Annotated in this window: 16 protein-coding genes; 12 read left to right on the top strand and 4 right to left on the bottom strand. The window is 71.2% G+C overall.

Translation table 11 applies throughout. The features are described from left to right. Positions 1-72 precede the first annotated feature (72 nt). The gene (locus tag HGK68_RS03400; protein WP_169164688.1) at positions 73-1,689 is read left to right on the top strand and encodes an ABC transporter permease; all 1,617 of its coding nucleotides are present in this window, start codon (positions 73-75) and stop codon (positions 1,687-1,689) included. Further along, positions 1,686-2,756, top strand: a complete 1,071-nt coding sequence (locus tag HGK68_RS03405; RefSeq protein WP_169164689.1) for an ABC transporter permease — start codon at positions 1,686-1,688, stop codon at positions 2,754-2,756. The genes HGK68_RS03400 and HGK68_RS03405 overlap by 4 nt, the downstream gene beginning before the upstream one ends. Positions 2,757-2,767: 11 nt before the next feature. On the opposite strand, the gene HGK68_RS03410 is transcribed toward HGK68_RS03405, so the two are convergent. Further along, entirely contained in the window at positions 2,768-3,394 is a 627-nt protein-coding gene (locus tag HGK68_RS03410; protein ID WP_169164690.1) for a PH domain-containing protein, read from the bottom strand. 88 nt (positions 3,395-3,482) lie between these two features. On the opposite strand from HGK68_RS03410, the gene HGK68_RS03415 reads away from it, so the two are divergent. The 6 genes from HGK68_RS03415 to HGK68_RS03440 all read left to right on the top strand — a co-directional run bounded on the left by HGK68_RS03415 (position 3,483) and on the right by HGK68_RS03440 (position 12,324). Beyond that, positions 3,483-5,375, top strand: coding sequence for an ABC transporter ATP-binding protein (locus HGK68_RS03415; protein WP_169164691.1), 1,893 nt, complete (start codon positions 3,483-3,485; stop codon positions 5,373-5,375). Positions 5,376-5,514: 139 nt separating this feature from the next. After that, complete coding sequence (gene typA, locus HGK68_RS03420) at positions 5,515-7,443, top strand: translational GTPase TypA (RefSeq protein ID WP_169164692.1); 1,929 nt, start codon at positions 5,515-5,517, stop codon at positions 7,441-7,443. Between the two features lie 3 nt (positions 7,444-7,446). Next, on the top strand, positions 7,447-8,385 hold the full coding sequence (locus tag HGK68_RS03425; RefSeq protein ID WP_169164693.1) for a PIG-L family deacetylase: 939 nt from the start codon (positions 7,447-7,449) through the stop codon (positions 8,383-8,385). A 5-nt stretch (positions 8,386-8,390) separates the two neighbouring features. After that, the gene (locus HGK68_RS03430; protein ID WP_169164694.1) at positions 8,391-8,756 is read left to right on the top strand and encodes a hypothetical protein; all 366 of its coding nucleotides are present in this window, start codon (positions 8,391-8,393) and stop codon (positions 8,754-8,756) included. Further along, on the top strand, positions 8,753-9,241 hold the full coding sequence (locus tag HGK68_RS03435; RefSeq protein WP_169164695.1) for a flavin reductase family protein: 489 nt from the start codon (positions 8,753-8,755) through the stop codon (positions 9,239-9,241). The genes HGK68_RS03430 and HGK68_RS03435 overlap by 4 nt, the downstream gene beginning before the upstream one ends. A 125-nt stretch (positions 9,242-9,366) precedes the next feature. Then, positions 9,367-12,324, top strand: coding sequence for a VanW family protein (locus tag HGK68_RS03440; RefSeq protein WP_169164696.1), 2,958 nt, complete (start codon positions 9,367-9,369; stop codon positions 12,322-12,324). Between the two features lie 90 nt (positions 12,325-12,414). On the opposite strand, the gene HGK68_RS03445 is transcribed toward HGK68_RS03440, so the two are convergent. Then, the gene (locus tag HGK68_RS03445) at positions 12,415-12,633 is read right to left on the bottom strand and encodes a putative acetyltransferase (RefSeq protein ID WP_169164697.1); all 219 of its coding nucleotides are present in this window, start codon (positions 12,631-12,633) and stop codon (positions 12,415-12,417) included. Between the two features lie 109 nt (positions 12,634-12,742). On the opposite strand from HGK68_RS03445, the gene fdxA reads away from it, so the two are divergent. The 3 genes from fdxA to HGK68_RS03455 all read left to right on the top strand — a co-directional run bounded on the left by fdxA (position 12,743) and on the right by HGK68_RS03455 (position 15,656). Next, complete coding sequence (gene fdxA, locus HGK68_RS15915) at positions 12,743-13,069, top strand: ferredoxin (RefSeq protein WP_206155792.1); 327 nt, start codon at positions 12,743-12,745, stop codon at positions 13,067-13,069. Continuing rightward, positions 13,069-14,190, top strand: coding sequence for a succinyldiaminopimelate transaminase (gene dapC / locus HGK68_RS03450; protein WP_206155793.1), 1,122 nt, complete (start codon positions 13,069-13,071; stop codon positions 14,188-14,190). The genes fdxA and dapC overlap by 1 nt, the downstream gene beginning before the upstream one ends. A gap of 173 nt (positions 14,191-14,363) precedes the next feature. Further along, positions 14,364-15,656: a citrate synthase gene (locus tag HGK68_RS03455; protein ID WP_169164699.1), complete on the top strand. Its 1,293-nt coding sequence runs from the start codon at positions 14,364-14,366 to the stop codon at positions 15,654-15,656. On the opposite strand, the gene HGK68_RS03460 is transcribed toward HGK68_RS03455, so the two are convergent. Beyond that, on the bottom strand, positions 15,632-16,537 hold the full coding sequence (locus HGK68_RS03460) for a hypothetical protein (RefSeq protein ID WP_169164700.1): 906 nt from the start codon (positions 16,535-16,537) through the stop codon (positions 15,632-15,634). The genes HGK68_RS03455 and HGK68_RS03460 overlap by 25 nt on opposite strands. Next, on the bottom strand, positions 16,537-17,478 hold the full coding sequence (gene dapD, locus HGK68_RS03465) for a 2,3,4,5-tetrahydropyridine-2,6-dicarboxylate N-succinyltransferase (protein ID WP_169164701.1): 942 nt from the start codon (positions 17,476-17,478) through the stop codon (positions 16,537-16,539). The genes HGK68_RS03460 and dapD overlap by 1 nt, the downstream gene beginning before the upstream one ends. A 41-nt stretch (positions 17,479-17,519) precedes the next feature. Between dapD and dapE the strand changes: the two genes are divergently transcribed. Then, a complete protein-coding gene (gene dapE, locus HGK68_RS03470) occupies positions 17,520-18,596 on the top strand; it encodes a succinyl-diaminopimelate desuccinylase (RefSeq protein ID WP_169164702.1) in 1,077 nt (358 codons plus the stop codon). The last annotated feature ends 9 nt before the right edge of the window (positions 18,597-18,605 follow it).

Genomic DNA, 18,605 nt, shown 5'->3' on the forward strand with positions numbered 1-18,605 from the left:
ACAGCAGTCGGCCACGAGCCGCGTAGAATCGCCGACCGCGAGTACTCCCCTTCCCGTAAGGTCCACGACCCCATGGCCACCTCTGTGACGACCCGTGCCTCCGGCGCGCCATCCGCGCCCGACACAACGGTCACCGCGCGAACTTCCTGGTTCCGGAACATCGCGCCCACCCTCATCTTCTTGGCGCGACGGCTGCTGTCGTCGGCCGTCGTGCTGCTGGCCGCGACCTTCGTCGTGTACCTGCTGCTGGCATTCGCGCTCGACCCGCTCGAGGACCTGCGCACCAGCACCCAGCTGAACAAGGAAGCCCTGATCGAGGCGCGGACGCGTCAGCTCGACCTCGACACCCCGCCGGTGATCCGCTACTTCAAGTGGCTCGGAGCACTGCTGACCGGGGACATGGGCACCGCCTTCCGTTCCGGCCAGAGCGTCACCTCGATGCTCGGCAACGCGCTGCCGAACACGGTGCAGCTGGTCGCCCTGTCGGTCGTGATCGCGATCGGCCTGGGCGTGCTGGTCGGCATCGTGTCCGCCCTGCGCCAGTACACCCGCTTCGACTACAGCGTCACGTTCCTGTCCTTCGTGCTGTACTCGCTGCCCTCCTTCTGGGTCGCGGTGCTGCTGAAGCTCTGGGGCGCGATCGGCTTCAACGACTTCCTCGCGGACCCGAGCATCCCGCCGCTGGTGATGGTCATCGTCACGCTGGTCTCCGGCGTGATCTGGTCGTCGATCATCGGCGGCAGCACCCGGACCCGCTGGATCTCCTTCGCGGCATCGGCCGTGGCGACCGTCGCGGCGTTGTTCTTCCTCAGTGAGACCAACTGGCTGCTCGACCCGGGCCTCGGGATCGCCGGCGTCGCCGTGATCGGCGTGGGCATCGCCTTCGCCGTGGTCGCGCTCAGCGCCGGGGTGCAGAACCGCCGCGTGCTGTACGCCAGCCTGGTGATGGTGGCGATCGGCACCGCGCTGTACTACCCGCTGCAGTACGCGTTCGTGTACGGCTCCTGGTGGCTGATGCTCGGCCTGCTGGTCACCGTGGCGATGGTGGGCGTGGTCGTGGCCAAGCTGTTCGGCGGCTGGGAGGTGTCGCAGACCGCTCGGGCCGCGATCATCACCGGCATCGGCGTCGGCGCGCTGATCTTCATCGACCGCGTGATGCAGGTGTGGCTGAACTACACCAGGGCGTCGCAGATCAACCACCGGCCGATCGCCACGATCGGTTCGGCCACCCCGGGTCTGTCCGGCGACTTCTGGGTCAAGAACCTGGACACGTTCACCCACCTGCTGCTGCCGACGATCGCGCTGATCCTGATCTCCTTCGCCAGCTACACCCGGTACTCCCGGGCCAGCCTGCTCGAGGTGATGAACCAGGACTACATCCGCACCGCGCGGGCCAAGGGCCTGCCGGAGCGGGTCGTGACCATGCGGCACGCGTTCCGCAACGCGCTGATCCCGCTGGCGACGGTCATCCCGCTGGACATCGCCTCGCTCTTCGGTGGCGCGATCATCACCGAGCGTGTGTTCGCCATCCCCGGCATGGGCACGATGTTCATCAAGGCGCTGAACGAGCGTGACCCGGACCCGATCATGGGGTACTTCCTCGTGACCGGTGCGCTCCTGGTCATCGCCAGCATCGCGGTGGACTTCATCTACGCGGCCCTCGACCCCCGGATTCGAGTGAACTCATGAGCATCAACCCCCCGATCGAGCCGACCGGAGGCGCGGGCGCCCCGGTCGACCCCGCCGAGAGCGTCGAGAACGCGATCGAGCTCAAGGAGGTCGAGGGCCTCTCGCAGGGCCGCATCGTCCTGCGCAGGTTCCTCCGCCACCGCGGCGCGATGATCTCCTCCGTCGTGCTGGTCCTGATCATCCTGCTGGTGACCACGTCCATCGGCTGGGGCCCGATCCCGGGCTGGTGGACCTACGGCTACCGCGACCTGGACACCATCGTGAACGCCGGTGGCGCGCCGACGATGGGCTTCAAGGACGGTGGCTTCGTCTTCGGACAGCACCCGTTCGGCCAGGACAACATCGGGCACGACGGTTTCGCCATGGTCATGCGCGGCACCCAGCAGTCGCTGACCGTGATGTTCGTGATCGGCCTGCTCTCCACCGTGATCGGCGTGATCATCGGTGCGCTGGCCGGGTACTTCCGCGGGTGGCTGGACGGCCTGCTGATGCGGCTCACCGACATGTTCATCACCATCCCGGTGATCATGGTCGGCTCGATCCTCGGTGTGCTGGTCGGTGGCGCGAGCCCGTGGTCGCTGGCCATCGCCCTGTCGCTGGTCTCCTGGATGAACATGGCCCGTCTGGTGCGTGGTCAGTTCCTCGCCCTGCGCGAGCGCGAGTTCGTCGACGCGGCCCGAGTGGCCGGGGCGAGCGACTTCCGGATCATGTTCAAGCACATGCTCCCGAACGCCGTCGGCGTGATCATCGTCAACGCCACCCTGCTGATGGCGTCCGCGATCCTGCTGGAGACCGCGCTGTCCTACCTGGGCTTCGGCATCAACAGCCCCGAGGTCTCCTTGGGGCAGCTGATCAACGAGTACCAGACGGCCTTCGCCACCCGGCCCTGGCTGTTCTGGTGGCCGGGTCTGTTCATCGTGATCATCGCGCTCTGCGTGAACTTCATCGGTGACGGTCTGCGCGACGCCTTCGACCCGCGTCAGCGTCGCATCCCGACCGCTCGTGCGCTGGCCAAGGCCGACCGCCGCAAGCAGCGCGCCGAGCAGCGGGCCGCGGCGAAGGCCTGAGGCTCCGGATGTCAGAGCGCCAGCGCGAGCACGCTGGCCGCGATCAGCACCACGATCGCGGCCAGCGTGCCGACGTGCCAGCGAACCCGGGGGCGCTCACGCTCCAGTCGGGCATCGTCGAGCACGCCGGCGTCGCGCAGCGCCTCCCAGCGCGCACGGACCAGCAGGGCCGCCTGGCCCGAACCGGTGGACGCCAGATCACCAGCCTGGACAGTGCCGCCGGAGCCGTAGGTCGAGGAGGGCAGGTCGCGCATGTCGGCGGGACCCGCCATCCGGACCTGGACGCGACCGGGAGCGGGAGCGGCCCACGCGGCGTACTGCCCGTAGGGCGTGTGCAGGGTCAGCGCGAAGCGGGTGTCGATCCGCTGGACCGCCGGCCAGGGCAGTTCGATGGTGCGGGTCACGTTGCGCAGCTCCACGGCTGCCGGGGTGACGATCACCGCCGGACGCCAGTAGGTCGCCCACGCGGCAGTGCCGAGCAGTGCCAGCAGCGGGAGCCAGCGCAGGGTCAGCCCGGCGTCGGCCACCAGACCGGAGACGGCTCCGCCCACGCAGAGCACGATCACCACCACAGCCAGTACCCGGCCGAACACCGGTCGGAACACCACCACATCTGCCGAGCTGTCAGCCGCACTCATGCGGCCATCGTCGCAGACCGGCCGGACATCAAGACGCTGGGAGCCCGCCTGACCGGCGGACACCACGTGACACGGAAGGATCACCACCGTGACCACTGACACCACTGCTGCCGGGGTTCCCGCGCAGCCGGCCGCCAAGGCCCCGATCCTCGAGGTGCGGGACCTGTCGGTCGAGTTCTTCGTGGACGGCGAGTGGTTCCCCGCCGCGATCGACGTCAACTACGACGTGCGTCCGGGTGAGGTCCTCGCCATCGTGGGTGAGTCCGGCTCCGGCAAGACCCAGTCGTCGATGTCGCTGATCGGCCTGCTGCCCGCGAACGGTCGTGCCTCCGGCTCGGCGAAGCTCGCCGGCAAGGAGCTGCTCGGGCTGAACCACAAGCAGCTGTCCAGCGTGCGCGGCAAGGAGGTCGCGGTCATCTTCCAGGAGCCGATGACCGCCCTGAACCCGGTGTACACGATCGGCTTCCAGATCGCCGAGACCCTCCGGGTGCACTTCGAGATGTCCCCGAAGCAGGCCCGGGCGCGTGCGATCGAGCTGCTGAGCATGGTCGACATCCCGGACCCCGAGGGTTCGGTCGACAAGTATCCGCACCAGCTGTCCGGTGGTCAGCGTCAGCGCGCGATGATCGCCCAGGCGCTGGCCTGCGACCCGAAGCTGCTGATCGCCGACGAGCCGACCACCGCGCTCGACGTGACCGTGCAGGCCGAGATCCTCAAGCTGATGCGCGACCTGCGGAACCGGATCGACTCCGGGATCGTGCTGATCACCCACGACATGGGTGTGGTCGCGGACCTGTCCGACCGCGTGATGGTGATGAAGAACGGGCGCGTCGTCGAGGCGGGCACCTCCGACACCATCTTCAACCACCCCGAGCACCCGTACACCCGGCAGCTGCTGGACGCGGTGCCGCACCTGGGGTCGGAGACTTACGCCGCCCAGGGTCTGCACGGTGAGCACCCGGTCGCGGAGGACGAGGGCACGGTGCACGTCACCGAGCCGCCGCGCACGGAGGCCAAGGTCTTCACCGAGTTCGCGCTCGAGGCCAAGGACCTGATCATCGAGTACCCCGGCCGCGGTCGGGTGCCGGCGTTCCGGGCGATCAACGGCCTGGACCTGACCATCGGCAAGGGCGAGGTCGTCGGCCTGGTCGGCGAGTCGGGTTCCGGCAAGACCACCGTCGGTCGTGCGGCCGTCGGTCTGCTGCCGGTCGCCGGTGGTTCGCTGAAGATCAACGGCGTCGAGCTGGCCGGCGTGAAGGCCAAGGACCTGCGCGCCGTGCGTCAGGACGTCTCGATCGTCTTCCAGGACCCGGGCTCCTCGCTGAACCCGCGGATGCCGATCGGCGAGTCCATCGGTGAGCCGCTGAAGCTGCACAAGATCGCCGACGGGGCCGAGCTGAACAAGCGGGTCGAGGACCTGCTGGACCAGGTGCACCTGCCCCGGGCGATGCGGAACCGCTACCCGCACGAGCTCTCCGGCGGTCAGCGTCAGCGCGTGGGCATCGCCCGTGCGCTGGCCCTGTCGCCGAAGCTGCTGATCGCCGACGAGCCCACCTCGGCGCTGGACGTGTCGGTGCAGGCCCGCGTGCTGGAGCTGTTCCAGCAGCTGCAGGCCGAGTACGGCTTCGCCTGCCTGTTCATCAGCCACGACCTCGCCGTCGTGGAGATCCTGTCCAACCGGATCGCGGTGCTCAACCACGGTGACCTGGTCGAGATCGGCTCCCGGCAGCAGATCCTGCGCGAGCCGAAGGAGCTGTACACCCAGCGCCTGCTGGCCGCGGTGCCGGTGCCGAACCCGGCCGAGCAGAAGCTGCGCCGCGAGACCCGCGACCGTCTGCTGGAGCAGGCTGCCGATGAGGCAGCCGGTCGCGACCGCGGCCTGAGCTCGGCCGCTGCCACCAGTGCCTCCCAGGAGTCCGAGGACAGCCACGACACCGACCGTGGACGCGGATACAACGGCCCGCGACCCGGGCAGGCTTGATACCTGACCTGCACTGACACCGATGCGGTGCGGAGCGTGACGAACGCCTCCGCACCGCATCGGTGCGTCTGCGCGTAGAATTGATCGGCGCTCGACGACGCTGCGCCCCCCACACCCCTCTTCCGGATCGGAAACCTCTATGTCCGTGCCCTCCGGCACCAGCGTGCGCGGCGACCTGCGTAACGTCGCCATCGTCGCCCACGTCGACCACGGCAAGACCACCCTCGTGGACGCCATGCTCTGGCAGGGCGGTGCCTTCGGCGCGCACGCCCACGTCGACGAGCGGGCGATGGACTCCGGTGACCTGGAGCGCGAGAAGGGCATCACGATCCTCGCGAAGAACACCGCCATCCGGTACTCCGGTCCGGCCGCGGTGGCCGCGGGTCAGGCCGACGGCATCACGATCAACGTGATCGACACCCCGGGTCACGCCGACTTCGGTGGCGAGGTCGAGCGCGGTCTGTCGATGGTCGACGGTGTGGTGCTGCTGGTGGACGCCTCCGAGGGGCCGCTGCCGCAGACCCGGTTCGTGCTGCGCAAGGCGCTGGCCGCCAAGCTGCCGGTGATCCTGGTGGTGAACAAGGTCGACCGCCCCGACTCCCGGATCTCCGAGGTGGTGGGCGAGGCGACCGACCTGCTGCTCGGCCTGGCGTCCGACCTGCACGACGAGGTCGAGGACCTGGACCTGGACGCGATCCTGGACGTGCCGGTGGTCTACGCCGCCGCCAAGGCCGGCCGTGCGTCGCTGAACCAGCCCGCCGACGGCGGCCTGCCGGACAGCGAGAACCTGGAGCCGCTGTTCGCGACCATCCTGGAGAAGATCCCGGCGCCGACCTACACCGAGGGCGCTCCGCTGCAGGCGCACGTGACGAACCTGGACGCCTCGCCGTTCCTGGGTCGTCTGGCGCTGCTGCGCATCTTCAACGGCACCCTGACCAAGGGCCAGACGGTCGCCTGGGCGCGGGCCGACGGCACCATGCAGAACGTGCGGATCACCGAGCTGCTGGAGACCAAGGGCCTGGAGCGGGTCCCCACCGACCAGGCGGGCCCCGGTGACATCGTCGCCGTCGCCGGCATCGAGGACATCACCATCGGTGAGACCCTGACCGACCCGAACAACCCGCAGCCGCTGCCGCTGATCACCGTGGACGACCCGGCGATCTCGATGACGATCGGGATCAACACCTCGCCGCTGGCGGGCAAGGGTGGCAAGGGCCACAAGGTCACGGCGCGCCAGGTGAAGGACCGCCTGGACAAGGAGCTGATCGGCAACGTCTCGCTCCGCGTGCTGCCCACCGAGCGGCCGGACGCCTGGGAGGTGCAGGGCCGTGGTGAGCTGGCGCTGGCCATCCTGGTCGAGCAGATGCGCCGCGAGGGCTTCGAGCTGACCGTCGGCAAGCCGCAGGTGGTCACCAAGAAGATCGACGGCAAGGTGCACGAGCCGGTCGAGCGGATGACCATCGACGTCCCCGAGGAGTACCTCGGCGCCGTGACGCAGCTCCTGGCCCAGCGCAAGGGCCGGATGGAGACCATGTCGAACCACGGCACCGGCTGGGTGCGGATGGAGTTCCTGGTCCCGGCCCGTGGCCTGATCGGTTTCCGGACCCGGTTCCTCACCGACACCCGAGGCACCGGTATCGCCTCGTCGCTCGCCGAGGGCTACGAGCCGTGGGCCGGCCCGATCGAGACCCGGGTCGCCGGTTCGCTGGTCGCCGACCGTGCCGGTGTGGTGACGCCGTTCGCGATGATCAACCTGCAGGAGCGCGGCAGCTTCTTCGTCGACCCCACGCAGGAGGTCTACGAGGGCATGATCGTCGGCGAGAACTCCCGTGCGGAGGACATGGACGTCAACATCACCAAGGAGAAGAAGCTCACCAACATGCGGTCGGCCACCGCCGACAACTTCGAGAACCTGGTGCCGCCGCGGCACCTGACCCTCGAGGAGTCGCTGGAGTTCGCGCGTGAGGACGAGTGCGTCGAGGTCACCCCCGAGGTGGTCCGGATCCGCAAGGTGGTGCTCGACCAGTCCGAGCGCGCCCGGATCACCGCGCGCAACAAGAAGTCCTGACCCGTGCAGAGCGCCCGAGGCGGGCTCGTGGCGGTGCATGCGCACCCCGATGACGAGACCCTGACCTCGGGCGCTCTGCTGTCCAGCGCGGTGCGCGCCGGTCGACCGGCGACCGTGGTCACCTGTACCCGGGGCGAGCGCGGTGAGGTGATCGGTGCCGCGCAGCACGCGCTGGAGGGTGACGGCCCCGCCCTCGGTCGCCACCGTCAGACCGAGATCGCCGCGGCGATGACGGCGCTCGGCGGGGTGGACCAGGTGTTCCTGGACGCGCTGCCCGGCCCGGCGACCCGGTACGTCGACTCCGGGATGGCCTGGGTCGAGGGGCTGTCCCACGCCGGGGCCGCCGCCGAGCTGCCCCCGGGGGCGTTGGTCGCCGCGGAGCTGGACGAGACCGCCGGGCGACTCGCGACCTGGCTCGCCGTGCGTGCTCCGGACTTGCTGGTCACCTACGAGCCGGGTGGCGGATACGGGCACCCCGACCACATCCGGACGCACCAGATCGTGCTGCGGGCGGTCGAGCTGCTCGGTGACGATGCCCCCGCGCTCGCCTTCGCGGTGTCGTCGGCGCAGGAGCTGCGTGCTGCCTACCGTGCGCTGGCGAACGATCCGACGGTCGCCGCGCTGATCGACGCGCACCGTGACCCCGCGCTGGTCGCCACCCGGGAGGGTCCGTTGACCTTGCCGGACGGCACCCTGCCGGTGATGGCACGGGAAACGGTGCCGCCCGGCTTCGCGGTCCCGGTCGCGCCCGTGCGCGCGCAGGTGCTCGCCGCCCTGGCCGCACACGCCACGCAGGTGCAGGCGGTCACCGCGCTCGACCTGCCCGAGGCGCTGGGCTGCTACGCGCTGTCCAACGGCGCACTGGCCCCGGTGCTCCCGGTGGAGCGGTACCAGTGGGCGGACCCTGCGCGCACCGTTCCACAGCCGTACGCCGTAGCCTGACCCGCGTGCGCGTACTCCTCCGCCTGCTGGGCGTTCTGGTGATCGGTGTCGTTATCGCGGTCGCCGGGACCGTGATGCACCGGTCGAGTCAGCCCTGGGGCCTGGTGCTGGCGCTCGCCCTGGTCTTCACCTCCGGGGTGGGGGTGCGTGCCGCCCTCGGCCGAGCAGCGACCCTGTTCTACCTCGCGGTGCTGCTGCTGACCCTCGGCGGGCTGTCCCGGTACGGTCCGGGCGGTGACGTGCTGATCCCCGGCGGCGACCACTGGGGCTGGTACTGGCTCGGCGGGGCGAGCGCGGTGATCCTGCTGGTCCTGGCGCTCCCCGGCTCCTGGTTCAGCGACCGACCCCTGCGCCGTCGAGTCACCGGATGACCGTCGACCCGGAGCAGTTCCGGTCGGCGATGGCCCGATTGCCGGGCGGTGTCGGCGTGGTCTCCACCCGGTGGCGGGACGCGGACCACGCGGCGACGGTGTCCGCGCTGATGTCGGTGTCGCTCGAACCGCCCATCGTGCTGGTCAGCCTGCACGCCGACAGCCGGATCCGGGACGCACTGGACCAGGTCGACGGGTGGGCGGTCAGCGTCCTCGCCGACGACCAGGCACCGACCGCCGACTGGTTGGCGTCGCCCGGTCGGCCGGTGATCGGACAACTCGCGCGGGTCCCGCACCACCGGGCGCCGGAATCAGGGGCCGCGTGGGTGGACGGTGCCGCGGCCTGGCTGGATTGCCGCACCCGGGAGATCGTCCCCGCGGGCGATCACGACCTGGTGCTCGGCGACGTGGTGGCAGTGCGGGAGGGCAGGTCGGAGGCCGGAGGCCTGGTGCATCTGCGCCGGCGCGTGCATCCGGTGCGGTGATTGGGAGCAATTCGCTCGAATCGCACCGGTGGTCGTGGAATGCGAAGGCTCCTGTCGGAATGCGCCCGTAGAATCGGCGACTGTGCCCGCAGCTGCGGGCCACACCTGTGCGAGAGGACCAGCAGATGGGCCAGGGGACATCGGAGGGCACCGTGCCGGAGGACAACACCCCCGACACCGGGCGGGACGAGGCGGACGACGCCCGTACCGCCGGCCCGGACGCCCCGACGCCGGTTGAGGCGGACACCGCCACCCGGCAGACCCCGGTGGTCCCGGAGGGCGACGACGGCGCCGTGTCGGACGAGGGTGACGACCGCGCTGGGTTGGCCGAGGATGACGACGCCGCTGCGTCGACCGAGGGTGACGACGGCGCAACCGAGGCGGTGGACGGAGACCGGGCGGCCGCGGAGAACGGACCGGTGGGCGACGACGTGACCGGCAGCGACGGCGGTCCCGCCACTGACGACGCACCAGCCACCGACAGCGGTCCCGCCACTGACGACTCGAGCGGCACCGACGGCGGTCCCGCCACTGACGACTCGACCGGCACCGACGGCGGCCCCTCCGCAGATGACACGCCCGCCGCCGACGGACCCGCTCCGGACCGCGCCACCGTCACGGACGATGCGCCTGCGGGCGACGACGCGCCCGATGGCCACAGCCGACCGTCCCGAGACAGCGGGCCCGCCGACCAGGTGCCCAGCGACGACCCCGCGCCGGTGATCGCCCGGTCCGACGCCGATGTGGCCGAACCGGACACCCCGTCGCCGTCCGCTGCGACCGCTCAGCCCACGAAGTCGGGTGCGGACGCCGCACCGGCGAGCGCCGAATCCGCTGCCGCCGCGCCGGGGGTCTCCGCGACCACGACGCCCACCGACGGCGTCCCGCGCACCCGCGCCTCCGCTGTGGACCCGGCGAACGACCCGCGTGCCCGCGCGGTCGCGACCCTGACCGCCGCCGCAGCCGCGGCAGCCGCCGCGGAGGACGCCCGGATGGCGGCCGCGTCCGAGCGCGCAGCCACGGCGCAGGGTGCGGCGCCGGTCGTCGACGACGCGACGGCGGGCACCCAACCCCCCACCGACACCGACGGACCCTCCGCCGAACGCATTCCGGTCGCCGAGCGCACCCCGCTCGCTGCCGCCGCACCGTCCCCGGCGGACGTCACGGCACCCACGCAGCGGATCGCCTCGACGGACCCCGCGGCTCAGGACAGCGGCGCGCAGCCGGTCGCTGGACAGTCCGACGCGACCACTGTCCTCCCGGCTGTCCCCGGTTCGACCCCGACCGCCGCCGGGACACCGGGCGACGGCACCCCGGCCGCCGCGGTGGCCGGTCACCCGGAGGAGGGTTCCCCGCTGGACGTCTTCGAGTCGGAGCCGGACCGGAAGCGTCGCTGGTGGCGTCCGGTGCTGATCGTGGCCGGTGTCGTGGTCGTGCTGGCCGGGGCCTATGTCGGCGGTGCCTACGCATTGGCCGAGCGGGTGCCGCGCGGGACCACCGTGGCCGGGATCGAGGTCGGCGGGATGTCCGCCGACGACGCCCGGGCCGCGCTGACCGAGGGGCTGGCCGAGCGCTCGTCGCAGCCGATCACCGTCACCGCCCGTGAGGTGAGCGGCACGGTGGACCCGGCCGCCGCCGGGCTCACCTTCGACGTGGACGCGACCGTCGACTCCCTGACCGGGATCGACCTGAGCCCGCAGCGGATGTGGCGACACCTGACCGGCGGCACCGAGGAGACTCCGGTCACCGAGGTGGACGACACCAAGCTGACCGCCGCCGTCGAGGACCTGTCCGGTGCGCTGACCCTGGCACCGGTGGACGGGTCGGTGGTCTTCGTGGACGGCAAGCCGCAGGGTGTAGCCGCCGTCGACGGGTGGTCGCTGGACACCGAGGGTGCCCGGGACACGCTGGCCGACGGCTGGCTGACCGAGGCGCTGCCGATCGAGCTGCCGAGCGACACCGTGGCACCGACCATCACCCAGGACGAGGTCGACCGGGTGGTGCGGGATGTGGCGAGTGCCGTGGTCTCCGGCCCGGTGACCGTGACGGTCGCGGACCAGTCGGCGGAGCTGCCGGTCGACGTCCTGACGGGGGCGGCGAGCTTCGTGCCGCAGGGCGCCGAGCTGGTGTTGACGATGGACGGGGCCGCCCTGGTCGACCAGGTGGTCGACCGGACGTCGAACCTGTTGACCACCGCCGCCGACGCGACGTTCGAGTTCGCCGACGGGGCACCGACGATCGTGCCCGGCACACCGGGGACCACCCTGGATCCGGCTGCCCTGGCCACGGCCGTGGCCACTGCCGCCGCCAGCACCTCGGATCGGACCGCGCCGGTGGAGCTGGTCGAGTCGGACCCGTCGCAGAGCACGGAGGCCCTCCAGGCGCTCGGCGTCACGACGGCGGTGTCGGAGTTCTCCACCCCGTTGACCAGTGAGCCGAAGCGCACCCAGAACATCACCGCCGGGGCCGCCGCGATCAACGGCACCCTGATCCGGCCGGGGGAGACCTTCTCCCTGACCGAGGCGCTCGGACCGATCGACTCCGCGCACGGCTTCGTGCAGGCGGGGGCGATCGTGAACGGCGAGCACTCCGACGCCTGGGGCGGTGGGCTGTCCCAGCTGTCCACCACCACCTTCAACGCCGCCTTCGAGGCCGGCATGGAGGATGTCGAGCACCAGCCGCACTCAGAGTGGTTCACCCGCTACCCGGCCGGTCGGGAGGCGACCCTCTACACCGGGTCGATCGACATGAAGTGGAAGAACACCACGCCCTACGGAGTGCTGGTGCAGGCCTATGTCGCGGACGGCAAGACCTGGGTCCGGCTGTGGAGCACCCCGTACTACGAGGTGGCGATCACCTCCGGCGCGAAGACCAATGTGGTGTCGCCGACGACGGTCTACAACACCTCGCCGACCTGTTCCGCGTCCTCGGCGGGCAACCCCGGGTTCAGCATCACCGTGACCCGGACTGTCTCCCTCAACGGGCAGGTGCAGGACACCGACAACCTGTCCTGGCGGTACAAGCCGCAGAACAAGGTGGTCTGCGGTCCGGACCCCGCGACCGCGGCACCCCCGGCGGGCTGAGCCGGGTCCGGCGCGGACGCAGGGCCCGGCCGAGGGCGGACCCGGTCGGGTCGAATCGGATCGGGTCGAATCGGGTCGGCGGAGGCCGACTCAGCGGCGTGGCCGGGGGACGAGCTTGCCGATGGCGATCTCGGACCCCGGCACCCGCACGTCGCCGTGCCGCCGGGTGCGGAGCAGGACACCGTCGTCGTCCACCGCGAGCAGGTCGCCCACCACGTCGGTGAACAGGTGGCTGTCACCCGCCGGGAGTCGGCGTCGGACCATCGCCCTCGACCCCACCGGCCAGGTGCGCCAGAGGTCCTCGGCCATGGTCGTCTCCTCGCCGCGTCGTGAACCGTGCCGGTGAGCGATACTAGGCCGAGCTGACCTGAACGAACGTGCGACCGCCCGGCTGTCGAGGGCGTGTGGAGGACAAGTCGTGACCTATGTGATCGCCCAGCCCTGTGTGGATGTCAAGGACAAGGCCTGCATCGAGGAATGCCCGGTCGACTGCATCTACGAGGGCAAGCGCTCGCTCTACATCCACCCGGACGAGTGCGTGGACTGTGGCGCGTGCGAGCCGGTGTGCCCGGTGGAGGCGATCTACTACGAGGACGACGTCCCGGAGCAGTGGTCCGAGTACTACAAGGCCAACGTCGAGTTCTTCGACGGGATCGGCTCGCCCGGGGGCGCCGCCAAGATGGGCCAGATCGAGAAGGACCACCCGGTGATCGCCACCCTTCCGCTGCAGGTGCACGGCGACTGATGGGTCTGTTCACCGCCGCCCTGCCGGACTTCCCCTGGGACACCCTGACCCCGTTCGCCGAGCGCGCCCGCGCGCACCCGGACGGCATCGTCGACCTGTCGGTGGGGACCCCGGTCGACCCGACGCCGGAGCTGGTGCGGCGTGCCCTGGCCGAGGCGGCCGACTCGCCGGGCTACCCGCAGACCTGGGGCACCCCCGCGCTGCGCTCGGCGGTGACCGACTGGTTCGCGCGTCGTCGTGGCGTGCCGGGGCTGGACCCGGCCGGGGTGTTGCCCACGGTCGGATCCAAGGAGATGGTCGCGCTGCTGCCGGCGCTGCTGGGTCTCGGCGACGGCGACCTGGTGCTGCACCCGGCCGCCGCGTACCCGACCTACGACGTCGGCGCGCGACTGGCCGGTGCGACGCCGGTGCCGACCAGCGACCCGGTGGCGGTGCTCACCGGTCCGGAGGGGCCGCGGGTCCGGCTGGTCTGGCTGAACTCGCCGGGCAACCCGGACGGCAGCGTGCTGGGCGTGGACCAGCTGCGCGCCGTGGTGGAGGCGGCCCGAGCCGTCGGCGCCGTGGTGGCCTCCGACGAGTGCTACGCCGAGCTGCCCTGGGCCGCGCCGTGGGTCACCGACGGCGTGCCGAGTCTGCTGGACCCCCGGGTCTGCGGCGGCGACCACGGTGGCCTGCTGGTGCTCTACTCGCTGTCCAAGCAGTCGAACCTGGCCGGGTACCGGGCGGCCTTCGCCGCGGGCGACCCGGAGCTGATCGCCGGTCTGCTGGCCACCCGCAAGCACGCCGGGATGATCGTGCCGGGGCCGGTGCAGGCCGCGATGACCGTGGCCCTGGGCGACGACACGCATGTCGCCGAGCAGCGCGAGCGGTACCGGAGCCGCCGGGACACGCTGCTGCCCGCACTGACCGCCGCCGGCTACCGGCTGGAGGGCTCGGAGGCCGGGCTGTACCTGTGGGTGACCGCCGACGACGACTGCTGGGTGACCGTCGAACGACTGGCCGAGCGGGGCATCCTGGTCGCGCCGGGATCGTTCTACGGCGCGCCACGGCATGTGCGGGTGGCGCTCACCGGCACCGACGAGCGGATCGCGACCGCCGCGGAGCGCCTGACCAGCATGTGAGGCGGGTCACACCACCCGGTCTCGCCTCGGGATGGTCGCGGCCCCACACGTCACGTACGGTGCTGGCGGGCCGTCACCCGGCCACCGGGCGAGGCGCCGCAACGTAGCCGCAGCCGTACCCCGCTCCGGGCGATCTGATCGTCGCCCGACCACCCCGCCCGAGGAGGAGCGCCATGTCCGACCCCACGACCGTGCAGTTGTCCGTGGACGGCAGCACCCGCGAGCTGCCGGTGGTCCCGGCCACGGAGGGCAACTCCGGCATCGAGGTGTCGTCGCTGCTGCGCGACACCGGCCTGGTCACCGTGGACCCCGGGTTCATGAACACCGCGTCCTGCGAGTCGCAGATCACCTACATCGACGGCGATGCCGGGATCCTGCGCTACCGCGGGTACCCGATCGACCAGCTGGCGGAGAACTCCTCCTTCCTGGAGGTCGCGTATCTGCTGTTCAACGGCGAACTGCCCAGCGCCGACGAGCTGGAGAACTTCGTCGAGCGGGTGAACCGGCACACCTTCGTGCACGAGAACTTCCGCACCTTCATGGGCACCTTCCCCTCGGGTGCGCACCCGATGGCCGTGATGAGCTCCGCGATCAACGCGCTGGCGACCTTCTACCCGGAGTCGCTGGACCCGTTCGACCAGGAGGCGGTGGAGCTGGCCACCGTGCTGCTGCTCGCCAAGACTCGGACCATCACGTCCTATCTGCACCGCACCTCCCGGGGTGAGCCGCTGCTCTACCCGGACTACTCCCGCGGCTACGTCGAGGACTTCCTGCGGATGACCTTCGCGGTGCCGTACCAGCAGTACGACGTCGACCCGACCGTCGTGCGCGCGCTGGACAAGCTGCTGATCCTGCACGCCGACCACGAGCAGAACTGCTCCACCAGCACGGTCCGTCAGGTCGGGTCGGCGCACGCCAACCTGTACGCCTCGGTCGCGGCCGGGATCAACGCGCTCTCCGGCCCGTTGCACGGTGGGGCGAACGAGTCGGTGCTCCGGATGCTGGCCGAGATCAAGGCCAACGGCGGCGACGCGACCGACTTCATGCGGCGGGTCAAGGACAAGGAGCAGGGCGTCCGGCTGATGGGCTTCGGCCACCGGGTCTACAAGAACTACGACCCGCGCGCCGCCATCGTGAAGGAGAGCGCCGACGCCGTGCTCTCCGCCCTGGGCAAGGACGACGAGCTGCTGGACATCGCCCGGACGCTGGAGGAGATCGCGCTCAACGACGACTACTTCGTCTCGCGCAAGCTCTACCCGAACGTCGACTTCTACACCGGCCTGATCTACAAGGCGATGGGCTTCGACTCCTCGATGTTCACGCCGCTGTTCGCCCTTGGCCGGATGCCCGGCTGGATCGCGCAGTGGCGGGAGATGATGCTCGACCCGAAGACCAAGATCGGTCGTCCGCGCCAGGTCTACACCGGCTCCGGCGAGCGCGACTACCGGGACGTCTCGGACCGCTGACCGGCCAGGGTGACCGCGACCGTCCCGTCCGCCACGGGCGCGGCGGCGGTCACCCAGCCGTCGGCCTCCCGATCCCAGAGCTGGTCGCCGACCTGTACGTCGACCACCTGCTGATCGGCCGCCACCGCGACGGCCCACTGGGCCACTGCCCACCCCGAGCGGGCGGGGTCGCCCCCGGAGGCGGTGGTCAGGGCGTCGGTGGACAGCAGCATCCGGCTGCCGTCACCGGTGCCGTCGACGGTGGCGACCACCGCGCTGCCGAAGTCGCGTTGCACCCGCTGGCCGAAGGTCTCCGGCGAGCCCGGTCCGTCGGTGGGGGACAGGTCGCAGGTGAGGGCGGCGGTCGACCATCCGGTGAGGGCCGAGGCCCACGCCCGGGCGCGCGGCTCGTGCTGGGCGTAGGCGTCCGGGAAGCCCGAGCGCTGCACCGCCTGGGCGGCCTCGGTCACCTCCATCTCGGTGTAGCCGCTGACGTCGGCCAGGCCCTCGTAGAACTTCCCGGTCGCGTACACCGGGTCCATGATCTGCTCGACGGTGCCCCAGCCCTGCGACGGTCGCTGTTGGAACAGCCCGATCGAGTCGCGGTCGCCGTAGTCGATGTTGATCAGCCGGGACTCCTGCAGCGCGGTGGCCAGGCCGATGGTGGCGGCACGGGCCGGCATGCCGCGCTCCATCGACGTGACGGCGATCAGCGCCGCGTTGTCGGCCTGCGCCGTCGACAGCTCCCACGAGGTGCCGTCGTTCACGGCCACGCACCGGTTGCTCGCGGTGTCGGCGGTGCTCGCCTGCCGGATCAGCCACAGCCCGGCTGCGACCGCCGCGACCAGCAGCACCAGGGCGGTCAGCCCCGCACAGCCCAGCCGGTTGCCGCGTCGGGACATCAGTTCGCGTGCAGGGCGGCGTTCAGGGTGATGCCGGTGCCGGAGCGTGCGACGACCTCGACGCCACCGGTCAGCGAGTTGCGGCGGAACAGCAGCCCGTTCACCCCGGACAGCTCGCGGGCCTTCACCACGGTGCCCGCCGCGTCGCCACCGACGAGGGTCACCTTGGTGCCGGCTGTGACGTAGAGGCCGGCCTCGATCACGCAGTCGTCGCCCAGGGCGATGCCCAGACCGGCGTTCGCGCCCAGCAGGGACCGCTCACCGATCGAGACGACCTCGCGCCCGCCGCCGGACAGCGTGCCCATGATCGACGCGCCGCCACCGATGTCCGACCCCTCGCCGACCACCACACCGGCGGAGATCCGACCCTCCACCATCGAGGTGCCGAGCGTCCCGGCGTTGAAGTTCACGAAGCCCTCGTGCATGACGGTGGTGCCCGGTGCCAGGTGGGCACCCAGCCGCACCCGGTCGGCGTCGGCGATCCGGACCCCGGTGGGCAGCACGTAGTCGACCATCCGCGGGAACTTGTCCACGCCGAAGACGGTGATCCGCTGGCCCGAGACCAGGTGCCGGGCGCGGACCTCCTCGAAGCGGTCCACCGCGCAGGGCCCGCGGTCGGTCCACACCACGTTGGGCAGCACCCCGAAGATGCCGTCCAGGTTCAGGCCGTGCGGCTGCACCAGACGGTGGGAGAGCAGGTGCAGGCGCAGGTAGGCGTCGGCGGTGCTCGTGGGGGCGGTGTCCAGGTCGATCACGGTGCGCACCAGCTCGATCCGGACGCCGCGCAGCGGGTCCTCGCCCTCCGCGGCACGGAAGGCGGGCGCCACGGCGTCGTCCTGGGGCTCACCGAGTGTCGGCTCGGGGTACCAGCTGTCCAGCACACTGCCGTCGGCAGCGATCGTGGCAAGGCCCCAGCCCCAGGCGGTTCGCATCGCGGTCATGACCGAAAGCCTACGGTGCGGTCGGACTAGGGTCGGGGACCATGACTGCCGTCCTGGACCTGAACGCCGATCTGACGACGCTGACCGCGCAACTGTGCGACCTCCGCTCGGTCAGCGGCGAGGAGCGGGCGTTGGCGGACGCGATCGAGACCGCGCTGCGCGCGCTGCCGCACCTGACAGTCGACCGCGACGGCGACGCGGTGGTCGCCCGGACCGAGCTGGGTCGCAAGAGCCGGGTCGTGATCGCCGGGCACATCGACACGGTCCCGGTCGCCGACAACCTGCCCACCCGGGTGGAGCAGGGCGTGCTGTGGGGTCGCGGCACGGTGGACATGAAAGGTGGCGTGGCGGTGCAGCTCGCCCTCGCCGCCGAGCTCGTGGCCCCCAGCCGCGACCTGACCTGGGTTTTCTACGACCACGAGGAGGTCGACGCCTCGCTGAACGGTCTGGGCCGGATCGCCCGGAACCACCCGGAGTGGCTGGCCGCGGACTTCGCTGTGCTGTGCGAACCCTCAGACGGGGGCATCGAAGGGGGCTGCAACGGCACCCTGCGGGCCGAGGTCGAGGTGCCCGGGATCGCCGCGCACTCCGCCCGCGCCTGGACCGGCCGCAACGCGATCCACGACACCGCCGAGGTGCTGAACCGCCTGGCCGCCTACACCCCGGCCGAGGTCGAGGTGGATGGTCTGGTCTACCGCGAGGGGATGAACGCGGTGCTCATCTCCGGCGGCGTCGCCACCAACGTGATCCCCGACCGCACCGTGGTCACCGTGAACTACCGGTTCGCGCCCGCCCGCTCGGTCGACGAGGCCGAGGCGCACGTCCGGGAGCTGTTCGACGGCTTCACGGTGCGGATCACCGACTCGGCCGCCGGCGCCCGCCCGGGGCTGGACGACCCGATCGCCGCCGACTTCGCCGCCGCCGTGCTGGCGGTCACCGGTGGGGTGCCCGCCCCCAAGTACGGCTGGACCGACGTGGCGCGGTTCTCCGCCCTGGGCATCCCGGCGGTGAACTTCGGCCCGGGCGACCCGCTGCTCGCGCACAAGGACGACGAACGTGTGCCGGTCGAGCAGCTGGGCCAGTGCCGGGACGCGCTGCGGGAGTGGCTGACCCGCTGAGGTCCGACC

Source organism: Cellulomonas taurus (assembly GCF_012931845.1).
Taxonomy (GTDB): domain Bacteria; phylum Actinomycetota; class Actinomycetes; order Actinomycetales; family Cellulomonadaceae; genus Cellulomonas; species Cellulomonas taurus.

Excerpts from the sequence above, each read along its gene's own strand:
- HGK68_RS03400 (WP_169164688.1), top strand. The coding sequence starts at position 73 with ATGGCCACCTCTGTGACGACCCGTGCCTCCGGCGCGCCATCCGCGCCC.
- HGK68_RS03405 (WP_169164689.1), top strand. The coding sequence starts at position 1,686 with ATGAGCATCAACCCCCCGATCGAGCCGACCGGAGGCGCGGGCGCCCCG.
- HGK68_RS03410 (WP_169164690.1), bottom strand. The coding sequence starts at position 3,394 with ATGAGTGCGGCTGACAGCTCGGCAGATGTGGTGGTGTTCCGACCGGTG.
- typA (WP_169164692.1), top strand. The coding sequence starts at position 5,515 with ATGTCCGTGCCCTCCGGCACCAGCGTGCGCGGCGACCTGCGTAACGTC.
- HGK68_RS03435 (WP_169164695.1), top strand. The coding sequence starts at position 8,753 with ATGACCGTCGACCCGGAGCAGTTCCGGTCGGCGATGGCCCGATTGCCG.
- HGK68_RS03440 (WP_169164696.1), top strand. The coding sequence starts at position 9,367 with ATGGGCCAGGGGACATCGGAGGGCACCGTGCCGGAGGACAACACCCCC.
- HGK68_RS03445 (WP_169164697.1), bottom strand. The coding sequence starts at position 12,633 with ATGGCCGAGGACCTCTGGCGCACCTGGCCGGTGGGGTCGAGGGCGATG.
- dapC (WP_206155793.1), top strand. The coding sequence starts at position 13,069 with ATGGGTCTGTTCACCGCCGCCCTGCCGGACTTCCCCTGGGACACCCTG.
- HGK68_RS03455 (WP_169164699.1), top strand. The coding sequence starts at position 14,364 with ATGTCCGACCCCACGACCGTGCAGTTGTCCGTGGACGGCAGCACCCGC.
- HGK68_RS03460 (WP_169164700.1), bottom strand. The coding sequence starts at position 16,537 with ATGTCCCGACGCGGCAACCGGCTGGGCTGTGCGGGGCTGACCGCCCTG.
- dapD (WP_169164701.1), bottom strand. The coding sequence starts at position 17,478 with ATGACCGCGATGCGAACCGCCTGGGGCTGGGGCCTTGCCACGATCGCT.
- dapE (WP_169164702.1), top strand. The coding sequence starts at position 17,520 with ATGACTGCCGTCCTGGACCTGAACGCCGATCTGACGACGCTGACCGCG.